Source organism: Aequorivita sp. KMM 9714, from assembly GCF_011065475.1.
GTDB classification, from domain to species: domain Bacteria; phylum Bacteroidota; class Bacteroidia; order Flavobacteriales; family Flavobacteriaceae; genus Aequorivita; species Aequorivita sinensis.
Genome location: NZ_JAAGRO010000002.1, coordinates 328,517 through 342,490, shown reverse-complemented (window position 1 = coordinate 342,490; position 13,974 = coordinate 328,517). Strand labels below are relative to the sequence as shown.

Annotated in this window: 15 protein-coding genes, 1 tRNA gene and 1 pseudogene; 6 read left to right on the top strand and 11 right to left on the bottom strand. The window is 33.6% G+C overall.

Annotated elements, in window-relative coordinates; translation table 11 throughout:
- Nucleotides 1-9 precede the first annotated feature (9 nt).
- Together G3A46_RS07795 and G3A46_RS07790 are read right to left on the bottom strand one after the other, a co-directional pair.
- The gene (locus tag G3A46_RS07795) at nucleotides 10-738 is read right to left on the bottom strand and encodes an SOS response-associated peptidase family protein (protein WP_165148434.1); all 729 of its coding nucleotides are present in this window, start codon (nucleotides 736-738) and stop codon (nucleotides 10-12) included.
- A 154-nt stretch (nucleotides 739-892) separates the two neighbouring features.
- Nucleotides 893-966: transfer RNA gene (locus tag G3A46_RS07790), tRNA-Met, on the bottom strand.
- Between the two features lie 196 nt (nucleotides 967-1,162).
- Between G3A46_RS07790 and G3A46_RS07785 the strand changes: the two genes are divergently transcribed.
- Nucleotides 1,163-1,549, top strand: coding sequence for an START-like domain-containing protein (locus G3A46_RS07785; RefSeq protein WP_165148431.1), 387 nt, complete (start codon nucleotides 1,163-1,165; stop codon nucleotides 1,547-1,549).
- Nucleotides 1,550-1,604: 55 nt separating this feature from the next.
- Entirely contained in the window at nucleotides 1,605-2,450 is an 846-nt protein-coding gene (locus tag G3A46_RS07780) for an aminotransferase class IV (RefSeq protein WP_165148428.1), read from the top strand.
- Here the strand turns inward: G3A46_RS07780 and G3A46_RS07775 are convergent.
- The 5 genes and pseudogenes from G3A46_RS07775 to G3A46_RS07755 form a co-directional block, all read right to left on the bottom strand.
- Nucleotides 2,447-3,007, bottom strand: a complete 561-nt coding sequence (locus G3A46_RS07775; RefSeq protein ID WP_139854921.1) for a YqgE/AlgH family protein — start codon at nucleotides 3,005-3,007, stop codon at nucleotides 2,447-2,449. The two genes, G3A46_RS07780 and G3A46_RS07775, sit on opposite strands and share 4 nt — an antisense overlap.
- A gap of 206 nt (nucleotides 3,008-3,213) precedes the next feature.
- Nucleotides 3,214-3,495: pseudogene (locus G3A46_RS07770) on the bottom strand (HU family DNA-binding protein); the annotation flags it as partial.
- A gap of 173 nt (nucleotides 3,496-3,668) precedes the next feature.
- Nucleotides 3,669-4,619, bottom strand: coding sequence for a methionyl-tRNA formyltransferase (fmt, locus tag G3A46_RS07765; RefSeq protein ID WP_165148426.1), 951 nt, complete (start codon nucleotides 4,617-4,619; stop codon nucleotides 3,669-3,671).
- Between the two features lie 102 nt (nucleotides 4,620-4,721).
- On the bottom strand, nucleotides 4,722-6,620 hold the full coding sequence (locus G3A46_RS07760; protein ID WP_165148424.1) for an ATP-dependent DNA helicase RecQ: 1,899 nt from the start codon (nucleotides 6,618-6,620) through the stop codon (nucleotides 4,722-4,724).
- 77 nt (nucleotides 6,621-6,697) lie between these two features.
- Nucleotides 6,698-7,237, bottom strand: a complete 540-nt coding sequence (locus tag G3A46_RS07755) for an ATP-binding protein (RefSeq protein WP_165148421.1) — start codon at nucleotides 7,235-7,237, stop codon at nucleotides 6,698-6,700.
- Nucleotides 7,238-7,322: 85 nt separating this feature from the next.
- On the opposite strand from G3A46_RS07755, the gene G3A46_RS07750 reads away from it, so the two are divergent.
- From G3A46_RS07750 to murA, 3 genes are all read left to right on the top strand, one after another.
- Complete coding sequence (locus G3A46_RS07750; protein ID WP_139854916.1) at nucleotides 7,323-7,613, top strand: DUF493 family protein; 291 nt, start codon at nucleotides 7,323-7,325, stop codon at nucleotides 7,611-7,613.
- A 75-nt stretch (nucleotides 7,614-7,688) separates the two neighbouring features.
- Nucleotides 7,689-8,348: a DUF4290 domain-containing protein gene (locus G3A46_RS07745; RefSeq protein WP_165148418.1), complete on the top strand. Its 660-nt coding sequence runs from the start codon at nucleotides 7,689-7,691 to the stop codon at nucleotides 8,346-8,348.
- Between the two features lie 17 nt (nucleotides 8,349-8,365).
- Nucleotides 8,366-9,682: a UDP-N-acetylglucosamine 1-carboxyvinyltransferase gene (gene murA, locus G3A46_RS07740; protein ID WP_165148415.1), complete on the top strand. Its 1,317-nt coding sequence runs from the start codon at nucleotides 8,366-8,368 to the stop codon at nucleotides 9,680-9,682.
- Here the strand turns inward: murA and G3A46_RS07735 are convergent.
- From G3A46_RS07735 to G3A46_RS07725, 3 genes are all read right to left on the bottom strand, one after another.
- On the bottom strand, nucleotides 9,679-10,266 hold the full coding sequence (locus tag G3A46_RS07735) for a hypothetical protein (RefSeq protein ID WP_165148412.1): 588 nt from the start codon (nucleotides 10,264-10,266) through the stop codon (nucleotides 9,679-9,681). The two genes, murA and G3A46_RS07735, sit on opposite strands and share 4 nt — an antisense overlap.
- A gap of 124 nt (nucleotides 10,267-10,390) precedes the next feature.
- Nucleotides 10,391-11,695 carry a deoxyribodipyrimidine photo-lyase gene (locus G3A46_RS07730; RefSeq protein ID WP_165148409.1) on the bottom strand — a complete coding sequence of 435 codons (1,305 nt, stop codon included), beginning with the start codon at nucleotides 11,693-11,695 and terminating at the stop codon, nucleotides 10,391-10,393.
- A gap of 152 nt (nucleotides 11,696-11,847) precedes the next feature.
- On the bottom strand, nucleotides 11,848-12,309 hold the full coding sequence (locus G3A46_RS07725) for an SRPBCC family protein (protein ID WP_165148406.1): 462 nt from the start codon (nucleotides 12,307-12,309) through the stop codon (nucleotides 11,848-11,850).
- 326 nt (nucleotides 12,310-12,635) lie between these two features.
- Between G3A46_RS07725 and G3A46_RS07720 the strand changes: the two genes are divergently transcribed.
- On the top strand, nucleotides 12,636-13,481 hold the full coding sequence (locus G3A46_RS07720) for a DUF2911 domain-containing protein (RefSeq protein ID WP_165148403.1): 846 nt from the start codon (nucleotides 12,636-12,638) through the stop codon (nucleotides 13,479-13,481).
- A gap of 83 nt (nucleotides 13,482-13,564) precedes the next feature.
- On the opposite strand, the gene G3A46_RS07715 is transcribed toward G3A46_RS07720, so the two are convergent.
- Entirely contained in the window at nucleotides 13,565-13,912 is a 348-nt protein-coding gene (locus G3A46_RS07715; RefSeq protein WP_165148400.1) for a carboxymuconolactone decarboxylase family protein, read from the bottom strand.
- Nucleotides 13,913-13,974: the final 62 nt, after the last annotated feature.

Below are 13,974 nucleotides of genomic sequence, written 5' to 3'. Positions count from 1 at the left end.
AAAATTTTATTAAAACAAAAGATTTGGGGGCGGAACCTCCTCGATAATATAGGGTTTGTTTGTGTTTAAATTCCGCTTATAAAGATCTGTACTTACAGGATGAGCCTTAAATTCTTTTGAGGTAAAGCCGTTTTTGATTAATTCTAATACATTTCCTTCATTTAAATCAGGATTGAACCATTCGCCGTACAACCCTTCATCAAGTACAAGAGGTTGTCTTTTTTTGATATTGTGAACCTCAGTGAAAAAGGGATTTGCTTCCATAGTAAGAATGGAGCAAGTAAATTGATTTGTTTCATCGTCTATTTCAGAATAAATCCCACCAAATACAAACAAATCACGGTTATCTTCATATTTATCGGTTGGGATATAACAGAAGTAAGGAATAGAATTTCCCGCAGTTTTATGCGGTTCAAAAAAACCATCGGCTATAATTAGGCAGCGGTTTTCGAATGCTGCTTCTTTGGATAACCCTTGAAATAGGGTTTCGGACTTTATATTTAGGGTGTTGTATTTTTTTCTAAACGCTGTGATATCTCTCATTCCCCAACTTGGTACATATCCCCATTCAGCCGGATAAATAGTGTTAGGTTCATTCATTTTTACAATTTGAAGATTGGGATGAGTAAACCCAGAGCGATGGTAGTAAATCTCGTATTGTTCGGGATTAGCAAAGTCTTTATTAAAGTTTTCTTTTACTTCCTTTTTCTTTTTTGTGAGGGCGGTTTCGTAGCACATTATAGATAGGTGTGGTTTTAAGAATTATCATTTACAATAGTTTGTTCCAAATCGTATCTAATTCTGTGCTCTAAGGTACTAAATTCAAAAGTTGATTGCATAAAAAAACGGTTAGGAATAAACCTAACCGTTTGAATTTGAGTATTAACCTCTGTAGCGAGATCGGGACTTGAACCCGAGGCCTCCGGGTTATGAATCCGACGCTCTAACCAGCTGAGCTACCTCGCCATTTTAGATTTTTAATCTAAATTCGCTACAGCCAAAAGGCCTAAGCGGCTGCAAAGATAGTAACAAAATAAACTGACGCAAATTTTATCTCAAATTTATTTCATTTTTTTTATATCTTGATCTCATAAAATTTTTAAACGAATATTTCGGGATTATAATTAATATATATATATTGGGCAGCAACAAATATAGTGCTATGGATGACAAAATTAAATATGAAATGGAATTCCCAATACAGGTATCTCCATCTTTATTATATCAATATATTTCAACACCTTCTGGGTTATCAGAATGGTATGCAGACAACGTAAATTCACGTGGGGAATTTTATACTTTTATTTGGGAAGGTAGCGAAGAGAAAGCTAAGTTACTAAGCAAAAAAAGCCCTGAACGCATCAAATTTAGATGGTTGGAAGATGAAGGGGAGGAGTTTTATTTCGAACTTAGAATACAAGTTGACGAAATCACTAAAGACGTCTCGCTTATGATAACAGACTACGCTGAAGAAGATGAAATAGAAGAAGGAAAAATGCTTTGGGAAAATATGGTTTCAAACCTTAAACAGATTTTAGGATCTGCTTAAAACCGCAATAAATATATTATTTTAGAACCGTCTTAATGCTAAGACGGTTTTTTATATGATAAACTTAAATGGTCAAATAGTAAAAGAACAAGATGCATCTATTTCAATCAATAATAGAGGCTTGCATTATGGTGACGCTGTTTTTGAAACTATGCGTTATGGAAATGGAAAAATTTACTTTTGGAAAGACCATTATCTACGTTTAAAATCGTCATTGAAAATTCTGAAAATGGAAAGTTCAGAGAATTTTTCTAGCAACTTTCTTAAACAAGAAATTTCAAAAACTATAGCTGCACAGGCATCTTTAAATTCTTCGTATAGAGTAAAGCTATTAGTTTGGCGTAAGGCTGGAGGAAAATACACACCCTTTACCAATGAGGTTGAATATGCAATTATGGTTGAAGCTTTAGCTTCACTAACGTATCCATCGAATATTGGAGCGTATAAAATAGGGGCTTATGACGAACACTTAGTTTCTTCAGGAGAGCTTTCCACTTTAAAATCGAACAATAGGTTAATTAATGTATTAGGTAGTGTTTTTGCCAAGGAAAATGGTTTTGATAACTGTTTTCTTCTAAACGAAAAGAATAATGTGGTAGAGGCTTTAAATGGTAATCTGTTTATCGTTTCAGGAAAAACTATTATAACTCCTCCAATTCAAGAAGGATGTTTAAATGGAATAATGCGAAAGCAGCTTATTACTATTGTAAAAAGCGACACAGAATATTCGATAAAAGAAACTTCAATTTCGGTTATGGATTTACATAACGCTGACGAAATTTTTATAACAAATGTTATTCAAGGAGTTGTACCTGTATCTAGGTATAATGAAAAGGCTTTTGAAGATAAAGTTGCAAAAATTTTATTGCAAAAATTGAATGATTTGGTAACAACTAATTAGTTGTAAGTAGGGTTTTCTGGAGCGTTAGACCATAAAACATAATCGCCTCCAAGTTCGATCATTTTTTGTTTCCAAAAATTAGCTTTGGTTTTTCCTATTATCTCATTGTTATAAGTATTTGGGACTACTACCCAGCTGTGTACTTCTAATTCTTGGTCTAATTGGTCGGCTTCCCATCCTGAATATCCTAAAAAGAAACGAATTTGATTTTCGTTTAATTTATCTTCTTTTAGTAAATCTAAGATTGCATTAAAATCGCCACCCCAATAAATGCCTTTCGAAATTTCTATACTTTCAGGAATAATGTCTGGAATACTATGAATAAAATAAAGGTTGTCTTGTTCTACAGGTCCGCCATTGTAAACAGTGAGCTTAGATTTAACTTCCGGAATAAAGTCTCTAAGCTTATGTTTTAATGGCTTGTTGAGAATAAAACCTACAGAACCAGTTTCATTGTACTCTGCCAATAAAACGACAGAACGGTTGAATGAAACGTCACCTATAATAGATGGTTCCGCAATTAAAAGATGGCCTTTTTCGGGTTTAATTATGGTCATTAGTTTTTATTTGGTTTATTAAAGCTAAGTAATTAATTTAAGAATGCCAAAAATTTAATCAAACCAAAGTATAATTATGATTAACTCATCAATATTCATAAAAAAGAATGAATTACTAATAAACTATAAATCAGGCCAATAAAAAAAACCTTCTTATCAATTTAATTGATAAGAAGGTTTTAAATTTTGTAAAGTATTTTTTACAATTAATTTACGCTATTTTGTAAATCAGAACCAGCTTTAAATTTCACTACATTTTTAGCAGCAATTTTGATGGTTTTTCCTGTTTGAGGGTTTCTTCCTTCTCTAGCAGCTCTTTTTGAAACTGACCAAGAACCGAATCCTACAAGAGATACACGGTTACCTTTCTTAAGTGAGTTTTGAACATTTTCTAAGAAAGATTCTAAAGATTTCTTAGCAGCAGCTTTAGTGATTCCGGCATCTTCTGCCATTGCATCGATTAAATCAGATTTATTCATAATTTTTTTTAAATTAAATTGTTGGTTAAACTTCGATTAATTGCTCTACAAATTTAAAAGGATTATCCGTTCAAGCAAGTAACCACGCAGTAAATCCACTATATTGTTAATAACTTTGGTCGATTGTTAATAAACTTGATTGTTTTTAAATAAAATTTAATCAAATCAGTGTTTACGAGGGTTTACGACAGTTTTGAATTCACATCGAATGAATAACCATTTAAAAGCGATGCACTATCCATTTTTCGCTTTCCAGGTAGCTGTAACTCTTTCACTAAAATGTAACCATCAATACAAGCAACTTTTATTTCCTTTTTTGTGGTTTCAATTTTTCCTGACTCTTGATTGTGATCTGCTTTTTCGTATTTGGCTGAGTATATCTTAGCTTTTAACTCTTCATTATTATTATGTAATACAGACCAAGCAACAGGATAGGGGGAAAGACCTCTAATAAATGCTTCAATTTCTTTTCCTGGTTTGTTCCAATCTATTCGAGTGTTCTCAGGTGTGAGCTTTGGTGCCTCTTTAAGGTCGCTATTGTTAGGTTGCATTTTAGGATCAACATTACCATGCTCTATTAAGGTAAGCGTTTCTAAAACTAGTTTGCCTCCTACATCCATTAATTTATCGTGGAGAGATTCGGCGTTTTCATCATCTACAATATCAACTTCTGTATTTGCTATTATTGCTCCAGTGTCGATTTTCTCGTCTATAAAGAAGGTGGTTACCCCTGTTTTCTTCTCACCATTAATAATAGCCCAGTTAATTGGTGCAGCTCCCCTGTATTGTGGTAAAAGTGATGCATGAAGATTGAAAGTGCCCAATTCAGGCATTTGCCAAACAACTTTTGGAAGCATTCTAAAAGCAACAACTACTTGAAGATTTGCTTGTAGCTCTTCAAGTTCATTTAAAAAAGCTTTGTCTTTTAAATTTGTTGGCTGTAGAACCTTTAATCCTTTTGAAACAGCATAGTTTTTTACTGCCGATCCCATTAGTTTTCGTCCTCTTCCAGCAGGTTTGTCTGCTGCTGTAACTACACCAACGATGTTTCTTCCTGCTTCAACCATTTCTTTTAGAACTCCAACAGCAAAATCTGGAGTTCCCATAAATACTATTCTTAAATCTTTTGGCATTTTTAAATCTCTATAATAAGTTTAATGACGTAATAATATATAAATGCGATATCTAAAAAACTCCAACAGAACGCTCTAGATATTTCAATTATAAAGTCAATTTTAAGGTATGTAATATTCGTTTTTTATACTCACTTTTATCTTTTCAGCATCCAGTAATATTCGGATTACTTTTAAAACAGTGTCTTCCGCAAAAGTAAGTTTTTCTGTTATTTCACGCGAACTTAAATCACTTCCTTCAAGCAAGGCTAGTATTTGTATAGCAATGTTTTTTAATTCTTTGTTAGAAGCTTGTGGCGATGATAAATTACAATTAGAGCAAATCCCACATTCTTCTGAGGTTGTTTCTCCAAAGTATTTTACTAATTGAACACTCCGACAGGTTTTTGTGTCGTTTATATAATTTAACACCGAGTTTACTTGAGCGGTCTTTTTTCTATTTAAAGCTTCTACATCCCGTGAAATAACGTTAATAGTTTTATCATCTTCTCTTGGGACGAGGAAAGTAAGGGTAGCATCGGTAATTTGTAATGACAGTTCTACCACTTGATCGCGTTCTAACTTTTTTAAAGTTGAAATAATAGTTTCAATAGATTGCCCTGTTTTTGAAGAGATAAGTTCTAAATTAATTGAAGTGGGCATTTCAAAAACTCCACCGTAAATTCTTAAGATCGTTTTACCAATTATTGAAGATGTGATGTCTTTTTCAAAATAGCTTAATAAACGCTCTGAAGAAATTAAAAATTGAATGGTAGATTTCCGTCCAAATTCTTGTGATAATTGAATAACTCCTAATCGGTCTAAATTGTTTAAAGCATTATACGCAAGAAGAGAATTGATAGCATAGGTTTTACAGAATTCCGAAAACTCAAAGTTGTGCTTTGTAAACTCTCCTTCACCATAAGATATCTGGAAAAAATTGTTCAGTTTCCGATATATCTTTTTTAAATCTATTGCGGTAGGAAGCGATTCTATAAACTGTTTTTGAACTTGTATTTTATCGGAATCATTATAGAGTAAAACTGCTGTTGCAAGCTTACCATCACGCCCCGCGCGACCTGCTTCTTGAAAATAGCTTTCAATGCTTTCTGGAATTTGTAAATGAATTACATAGCGAACATTGGGTTGGTCTATTCCCATTCCAAAAGCATTAGTAGCTACCATAGTCGACACTTCACCTCGTCGCCAAGATTGAAGTTTTTTAGCTTTTTCTTTTGTGGAAACTCCACCGTGATAATAAGTTGAAGAGATTCCTAAGCTATTTAGTTGTTCGCTTATTTCAATGGTGCCTTTTCGGTTTCTTACGTAAACAATTGCTGAACCGGTATTGCTCTTTAAAAATTGCTCTGCCTTATAAAGTTTGTCTTCTTCTTTATAAACCTGATAGGAAAGATTTTTTCTTACAAATGAGTTTTTAAATATCTCAGGTTGTTCGAGTTTTAATTCTGCTATAGTGTCCTTTAAAACCTCTGTTGTTGCTGTTGCAGTAAGTGCAATAATAGGAGTTAAAGGGTGAATTTCACGAAGGATTGTTATGTTTTTGTAGGCAGGTCTAAAATCGTTTCCCCATTGCGATATACAGTGCGCTTCATCAATAGCAATTAAGTTCACATTCATTTGCCTGATGTAATTCTGAACTACTTCCTGTTGCAGTCTTTCAGGAGAAAGATATAGAAACTTGTATTTTCCATAAAGGGCGTTGTCCAAAAGTGTATTCAATTCAGAGAATGAAATTCCCCCTGTTAGGTTTAAAGCTTTTATTCCGCGTTCTTTTAGTGAATTTACTTGATCTCCCATTAGTGCTACCAAGGGTGAAACCACGATGCATATTCCTTCCATGGCAATTGCAGGAACTTGGAAGCATATAGATTTTCCCCCGCCAGTGGGTAATAAAGCCACGGTATCCCTTCCGTTTATTACGGAATTAATTATATCTTCCTGTTTTGGTCTAAAGGAAGTATAACCCCAATATTTGTTTAAGATGTCGTGGACATTAGTCAAACTGATGAAGTTTATTATTTACTAAGTTATAAATAACTATTTATATATATGAGGAATAAGGGGTTTACTTTAAACACCTATTCATTTAAGCTTCTAAGAATATAGTGAGCGCGATCTTCAATTGACCCTACTGGTACTTCATGGATTTTATAACCGAAATTAGTGTAACCTTTTTTTAGAAAATGAAATATTTTTTCAGCTTGGTCAAAAGACTCATACCGTTCGTTGTCTTGTTTATAGATTTCTTTCCAAGGAGGTAGTACAAAAACTTCATCGTATCTATGTTCAATACAGGTTTTTGAAAAATATTCAGGGTATTCGGTATTTACAAAATCCATATAAGCAGTAACATCTGGCATACCGCGATCGTAGAAAAGAATTTTGGCAACACAGTCATTTCCTTCTAGGTACTGTTTTAATCTTCCCTCTAGCAGTTTTTGGCTAAATAGGATGGGTTTTTCCAAAAAAAGTTGATCAATACCCTCTTTTTGAGCTTGAAGTGTAACTTCTCTGGAGATTTCTTCTTTTACTTTATACCCCTTATCTTCTAAATACTTAATCAAAGAGGTTTTTCCCGAGCCTGGCCCACCAGTAATTACAATTCGTCTTGTTTTCAAAAGTTATAATTTTATACAAAGTAAGTAAATAATTATTTGTGGTGAAAGTGTATCTTTGCAGTTCACCCAACTACTTACTATATAAATGAGTCAAGATAAAAAGACTACAGAGTTTTACGAACGTTTAAAAGAGCAACTTAAAGGAGATACTACTTGGCCTTCACCATACCTCTATAAATTTGTAGTGCCTGCAGATCTTGAAAAGATAGCAGAAATACGTGCGGTTTTTGATAAAACTGATGCAGTGATTAACACAAGAGATTCTTCAAAAGGCACATATACAAGTATATCGGTAAGGGTTACAATGTCTTCACCAGAAGAAGTTGTAGAAAAATATCTTGAAGTTTCTAAGGTTGAAGGTGTAATTTCACTTTAATTTTTAGTAATTTGCAAGTGAAATGATTTTTCAATCTTTCCAAGTAAAATAATTCTCTCCCCTAATATTAAAAATTTGATACAAGAAGTTTCACAGATAGAGTATAATACAGAGCGTCCAAAATTAATAATACCTGAATACGGTCGCCATATACAAAAAATGGTCGATCAGGCTATTGCTACCGAAGACAAAGAAGAACGCAATAAAATGGCAAAAGGTATTATTGCTGTTATGGGTAATCTAAACCCTCACCTTCGCGATGTTCCAGATTTTCAACCGATGCTGTGGGATCAACTTTTTATAATGTCTGATTTTAAATTAGATGTTGATTCTCCATATCCAATTCCTTCAAGAGAAGAGTTATTGGAAAGACCAGAACCTTTAAGTTATCCACAGAATCATCCAAAGTACCGTTTTTACGGAAACAATATTAAAAGGATGATAGATGTTGCTAATAGCTGGGAAGATGGTGATAAAAAAGATGGTTTAATTATAACTATCGCAAACCACATGAAAAAGTGTTTCCTTAATTGGAATAAAGACACTGTTGAAGATGATGTGATTTTCGGACACCTTTATGAGCTTTCAGAAGGGAAAATCAATCTTAAAAATAGTGATGAAGACTTAAGCGATGCTTCAAACTTACTAAAAGTTAAAAAACGCTATTCATCTTCAAGTTCAAATAAGAAAAACTACAAATCGAATTCTAACAATCGCAACCGAAAGCGTCACTAAATTTCCAATCTTTATTTATGGGTAGTTTCCAAATAGAAGGTGGGCATAAACTAAAGGGCGAAATAACCCCTCAAGGTGCCAAAAATGAAGCCTTACAAATTCTTTGTGCAGTATTATTAACTCCTGAAAAAGTGATTATTGAGAATATTCCAGATATTCTTGATGTTAATAAGCTTATACAGATACTTGGTAATTTAGGAGTAAAAGTTGAAAAACTTGACAAAGGAAAATATTCATTTATTGCGGATGAAATTAACCTTGAATACTTAGAATCTGAACTTTTTAAGCAAGAGGGTAGCTCTCTTCGCGGTTCTATCATGATTGTAGGTCCGTTATTGGCTAGATTTGGAAAAGGATATATTCCGCGACCTGGTGGCGATAAAATAGGAAGAAGACGATTAGATACCCACTTTGAAGGGTTTATTAAATTAGGCGCAAAATTTAGATACAATAGAGAAGAGCGCTTTTATGGAGTAGAAGCTCCAGAGGGTTTAAAAGGAGCTTATATGCTTTTAGACCAAGCTTCAGTTACTGGAACTGCAAATATAATAATGGCTGCAGTTTTGGCTGAAGGAACAACTACAATTTACAACGCTGCATGTGAACCTTATATACAACAACTTTGTAAGATGCTTATCTCGATGGGAGCTAAGATTAAAGGTGTTGGTTCAAACTTACTAGAAATTGAAGGGGTAGAAAAACTTGGTGGATGTAATCATCGTGTTTTACCAGATATGATTGAGATTGGTAGTTGGATTGGTCTTGCGGCAATGACAAGAAGTGAAATTACCATTAAAAATGTAAGTTGGGAAAATTTAGGGCTTATTCCTGAAACCTTCCGCAAACTTGGTATTACACTAAATAAGGTAGGGGATGATATCCATATCCCATCGCAAGAAGAATACGAAATTCAAGGCTATATCGACGGTTCTATACTTACAGTAGCTGATGCGCCTTGGCCAGGATTTACTCCAGATTTATTGAGTATTGTTCTTGTAATTTGTACTCAAGCAAAGGGAAGTGTGCTTATTCATCAAAAGATGTTTGAAAGCCGCCTGTTCTTTGTGGATAAATTAATAGATATGGGGGCAAAAATCATTCTTTGCGACCCGCATCGTGCAACAGTAATCGGGCATAACTTCCAGTCTAATTTAAAGGCAACTACAATGGTTTCGCCAGATATACGCGCAGGAATTTCATTGTTAATTGCAGCGCTTTCCGCACAAGGTACAAGCGTTATTCACAACATCGAACAAATAGATCGAGGTTACGAAAATATTGATGAAAGATTAAGAGCTATTGGAGCTAAAATAACAAGAACGGAAAGTAATTAAACTTTCCTGTTCTTGTTGATTTCGTCTTGAAGTTTTCTACGTAATTTTTGCTCGCGTTCTAAGCTATTTCTACGATTATCTTCTAATTCAATCTCTATTTCAGCCATTTTTAATTGAGCTGCTTTAGTGATTTTATGACTGTTTAAGAATCTATAGAATAAAAAGCCTGAGATTAAAAGAAGAATTCCTATAATAGACCACATAATGGTATTATAAGTAGTTTTTGAAGTAAGTATTCCAAATAATTCAATACCGTCTTCCTTTTCTTTAGAAGCCGCTAAATTTTCTTGAGTTTGTTTTAAGTTTTGAGTTAGCGAGTCAATTTCAGTATTCTGATTTTTTATTTCACTTTCTAAACCTGTGATTTTTCGCTCTAAAGTAGAAACAGAATCTAAAATATTTCTTTTTAATGTTGCTAGTTGGGTTTTCTTAATCACCTTATACTCTTGATAACTGTTACTTTTATCAAAGGCATCGGTCATTTGGTTGTTAAGTGTGTTTTTTTCAATTTGAACAGAATCCTGAGCATTAGCACTTAGGCTAAACAGAAATAGAGGGATAGTTAATAATAAAATTTTCTTCATGTCTTTAAGTTTGTTTGCTTGCCTTAATTAACTGCACAAGAGTAGCAAAATTGTGTAGAATACCACAAAATTAGGCTTGATTTACCTTTTTTTTAACAAATGAAAAAAATCTAGGGAGTAAAACTTAGGAAATAGCAGCTTTATACACTTTTAAACATCGTTCTCTAGCTTCTTTATGATCGACTATTTTTTCAGGGTATTTGGCAGTTTCAAATTCGGAAACATACTTTTTAATATACATGTAATCCTTATCGTATTTTTCAATCTGTGTTGTAGGATTAAAAATCCTAAAGTAGGGCGCTGCATCTACACCGCAACCCGCTGCCCATTGCCAATTTCCAACATTGCTAGAAAGCTCGTAATCCAATAACTTTTCGGCAAAATATGCTTCTCCCCAGCGCCAATCTATTAAAAGATGCTTACACAAAAAACTCGCTACAACCATCCTTACGCGGTTGTGCATATAACCAGTAGTATTTAACTGCCGCATGCCAGCATCCACCAAGGGGTAGCCAGTTTTCCCTTCTTTCCACATTTGAAATTCAACTTCATTGTTTCGCCATTCAATTCTGTCGTATTTCTTTTTAAAGGCATTTTCTACCGTTTCAGGAAAGTGCCATAAGATTTGCATAAAGAATTCACGCCAAATTAGTTCTTGCCAAAAAACTTCATTTTTCTCAGCTGTAGCCTTCTTCATTATTTCTCTAATACTAACCGTACCAAATCGCAAATAGATTCCTAAATGCGAAGTAGCATCTTCAGCAGGGAAGTCTCTTTTGTTTTCATATTGCTGAATGGTTAAAGGAGTTAGGGAGTAATCATGGACTTTAATTGTAGACTTCTCAAATCCGATATCATATAATGAAAGATTTGGTAAACGTGAATTTTGATATAAATTTTTAAAGTGTTTTATTGAATTTAATATTTCACCTTTAAACTCCATATTAAACTGCGCTTTCCATTTTTTCATATATGGAGTGTAAACGAGGTAAGGAGTACCGTCGCTTTTAACAATTTCATTCTTCTCAAAAATCACCTGATCTTTAAAAGTGTGAAGTTCGATTTTGTTATGACTTAGAAATTTTTCTATCTGCTGGTCGCGATCTCTCGCATAAGGTTCGTAATCGTGATTCGTAATCACATTTTGAACCTCAAATTTTGAAATTATTGCTTGGAAAACGTCTTTGGTTTTTCCGTGGTATATTGCTAAACTACTCCCGTGCTTTTGTAATTCCTCACGCAAACTCTGAAGTGTTTGAAATATAAAAGTGATGCGTGCATCGTTTTTTGGAAGTTCACTAATTATTTCTGAATCAAATATAAAAATTGGAAGTACTGGAAACTTCCCGTTTAGAGCTTTATGAAACCCCGTGTTGTCATGTAACCTTAAATCTCTTCGAAACCAAAATATATTTACTTTATCTGTCAAATCTTAATTAGTGTTTAAGGTTGGAGTGCTTTCGTCAAGTTTTAATAATGAGCTATAAAAATTATCTGTAAATTGACTTTTACTGACGAAATTAATTTAATTCGAAGAATTTCTTAATAGATCTGTTTCCTTCAAAAGGTTTGTTTTTAGTGTTATAAGGTGCCGAAGAGCTCGTGTAATTTGTTTTTACGATATTCGAATATTTCGTCTAGTTTCGGTTTAACCAACAGCGGGTGGACTAGTTGCCCAAGAAATCCAAAAGGAAGTTTATAATGAAGTAAGTCTTCCATTTCAATTCCGCCGTCAATTTCTTTAATAAAATGCTTGTGATGCCAAAGGGAATACGGGCCAAACCGTTGTTCGTCTACAAAATACTCTCGATCTACAACGTGTGTAATCTCGGATACCCACTTAGTTTTAATGCCTAAAATTGGGGTTACTATATACTCAATTATTTGTCCGGCAAACATAGGTTTATCTGATCCGGACAGAATATCGAATCCCATATAATCGGGAGTAATAACTTTTAGATTTTTAGGGTTTGAAAGAAACGCCCAAGCTTCATCAATTGTTATAGGTAATTTTTGTTTTGCTTGAAGTGTATAAATTTTCATTAAAGATTTATCTACTTCTTTTGATTGTAAGTCTTTTGTTCATTGATAGTAATCTGTAAGTGTCTACATCTAAAGCTTTATATCTCGACTTAACTCTTATTTTATTCCTTAATTTTTTCAACATAGCTCAAATTTTTCCTTAAAATTACCTTGTTTTAAATTGTAATAAAAAGGATAAACAAAAATTTAACACATAGAGGTCGTTTCTTGTATAGCTTAGACTTGGAAGTATTGTGTTTGTGGGTTTTTTAAGTTTTTATTAACTTTAAAGAAGGTATTCAAACAGTACCTTCGTAAGTAATATAAACACCCAAAAACCAATAAAGATGAAAAAGATAATTTTACTTTTTTCTGTTTTAATGCTAACTGCAAGTATTCAAGCACAAATAGAAACTCCACAACCGAGTCCGTTTCAAAAAATTGAACAAAAAGTAGGGCTTACAGATATTACATTAGAATATTCTAGACCTTCTATGAGAGGTAGAACAATTTTTGGCGATTTAGTGCCTCACAATAAAATGTGGCGTGTAGGAGCTAATACAAATACTAAAATCACGTTTAGTGATGCAGTTGAAATTGGAGGAAAAAACCTCGCAGCTGGTTCGTATGCAGTGTATGCAAAGCCTGGTGCTACAAATTGGGAAGTGTACTTCTACAGCGATTCGAACAACTGGGGATTACCTGAAAAATGGGATGATAAGAAAGTAGCTGCAAAGGTTTCAGTTCCAGCTTACCCAATGCCAGTAAAAATTGAAACGTTAACAATGACGTTTGATAGTCTTACAAATGACTCTGTAGTATTAGGAATTCTTTGGGCCGATACTTATGCTGGAGTACCAATTAAATTGTTTACTGATAAAGCTGTTACAGCAAACATAGAACGCGCAATGAGCGGTCCTAGTTCTAACGACTATTACGCTGCAGCGGTATACTACTTAACTGAAGGAAAAGACATCAATAAAGCTAAAAATTGGATTGATAAGTCGTTTGAGATGAATAAAGACCCTAAGTACTATCAAATCCGTCAGAAAGCGCTTATTTACGCAGCTGCAGGTGATAAAAAAGGAGCAATTGAAGCTGCTAAGCAATCACTTAAAATGTCTAAAGAGGCTGGAAACGACGATTATGTAAAAATGAACGAAAAGTCTATAAAAGAGTGGGAAGGTAAATAATCTTATTTACTAACCTGAATCTATAAAAAGAGGCTGTCTAATTTAGACAGCCTCTTTTAGTATATATATAATTGGTTTGATATTTATTTAGCCTCTAAAGCTTCCCAGTATTCATAAGCTCTTCGTAAATGAGGAATTACTATGGTTCCGCCAATAAGAAGTGAAATGCTCATCCCTTCGACAACTTCTTCTTTTGTAAGTTCGAGTTTATGACATTCTTCTAGATGATATCGTACGCAGTCATCACAACGAAGGACTAATGAGTTTCCTAAACCTAGGAGTTCTTTTGTTTTCTTTGGGAGTGCACCTTCTGTAAATGCATTGGTGTCCAAATTAAAAATACGCTTGATGATTTTGTTATTATCTTCAAGCATTTTTTGATTCATCTTTTCGCGATAAGCGTTAAACTCTTCAACAATATTATTTTCCATAGCTGTTATTTTTATTAAAAATTTTAGATGCACTAATACTCAAAATAAAGTTCGGTTGTTAA